Raw genomic sequence first — 1,636 nt, 5'->3', positions numbered from 1 at the left:
CCCGTGGTGGCCCCCGTTTCCGGGGGTGACATTGGCATGGGCGGGCTGTATTGACGCCCATTGCCGGGCATGACGGCGTGCGTGCCCGAACAGTTTACCGTTGACCAAGGAGCAAGCCCATGTCCGCCGAGACAGAGGCCCTGAACGACCAGATCAAGCAGTCGGTGGCGCTGCTGAGGAGGCATCTTTGACTGGGATGTCGCAATCGACCGCCTCGCGGAACTGAACAACCGGGCCGAAGACCCCGAACTGTGGAACGATTCGGAAGCCGCGCAGAAACTCATGCGCGAGCGTACGATGCTGGCCAACCAGATCGAGGGCGTGCAGCGGCTTGAAACCGATGTGAACGATACGCTCGAACTGGTCGAACTGGCGGAAATGGAAGGCGACGAGGCCGTCGTGGCCGAGGCGGTCGGCGCGCTGCGCGCCCTGGCGGAGGAAGCCAAGCGCCGTGAGACGGAAAGCCTGCTTTCGGGGGAGGCGGACAGCAATGACTGCTACCTGGAAGTCAATGCCGGCGCAGGCGGGACGGAGGCGCAGGACTGGGCCGAGATGCTGCTGCGCATGTACACCCGCTGGGCCGAGCAGCATGGCTACAAGGTCACGATGATGGAAAGCTCGGAGGGTGAGCAGGCCGGCATCAAGTCCGCCACCATCCAGGTATCCGGCCCCAACGCCTATGGCTGGCTCAAGACCGAGGCGGGCGTGCACCGGCTGGTCCGTATCTCTCCGTTTGACGCGGCGGCGCGGCGGCAGACCTCGTTCGCGTCCGTCTGGGTCTATCCGGTGGTCGATGATTCGATCGAGATCGAGATCAACGAGGCCGACCTGCGGGTCGATACGTTCCGTGCCTCGGGCGCGGGCGGCCAGCACGTCAACAAGACGGAATCGGCCATCCGCATTACCCATATCCCCACGGGCATCGTGGTGGCCTGCCAGACCGACCGCTCGCAGCACCGTAACCGCGCCACCGCCATGACCATGCTCAAGGCGCGCATGTACGAGCAGGAACTGCAAAAGCGCGAGGCCGCCGCCGCCCAGACCGAGGCCAGCAAGACCGATATCGGCTGGGGGCACCAGATCCGCTCCTATGTCCTTGCGCCCTATCAGCTGGTCAAGGATCTGCGCACCAATGTCGAGAAAACCAATCCGGACGCCATTCTGGATGGGGACATTGATGATTTCATGGCCGCGGCCCTCGCGGCCCGTGTGGGGGCCACGCGGTCGGAAGCCAGCGCACAGGCCCAGTAACCGGCCCCGCATCCCTGTTTCACGCCCGCGGCCATGGTCGCGGGTTTTTTTTATGTTCCGGGTCGGATCATTGTTACGTAATAATAAATTTGTTTCGTAACTGCTGCATAACGTGCTTGACACGCATGGCCCGACCACGCCCAATTCAGGCTCTGGCAATCAATGGTGGGCAGGCCACGCGCGGGGTGTTGCGTGGCGGCGGGGAAACGGGAACGGCATGTGGTCTGACGAAGTAATGGGGATGGACTACGCGGCGCGGCAGCGGCGACGCACGCCGTATGTGCGTATTATTGGCGTGATCGTCCTCATCCATGTCGTCGCCGTGCTGGTGCTGGCCTACGGGCTGCGGCCCAAGGCCAGGCCCATGTTCCCCACCCCCTATCGG

General features: G+C 63.8%; 1 protein-coding gene. It reads left to right on the top strand.

Features of this window, described 5'->3' with window-relative positions; all coding sequences use genetic code 11:
* Window positions 1-119: 119 nt before the first annotated feature.
* Window positions 120-1,251 (top strand): peptide chain release factor 2 gene (prfB, locus tag JCM25156_RS16015; RefSeq protein WP_148299406.1). Its coding sequence is split into 2 segments (ribosomal slippage): window positions 120-188 and window positions 190-1,251, totalling 1,131 coding nucleotides; the frame shifts between segments, so codons are not numbered across the junction.
* The last annotated feature ends 385 nt before the right edge of the window (window positions 1,252-1,636 follow it).

The organism is Komagataeibacter kakiaceti JCM 25156 (assembly GCF_000613305.1).
Note: the sequence above shows the minus strand (reverse complement) of the source record. Positions and strands in the feature narration are given on the sequence as shown.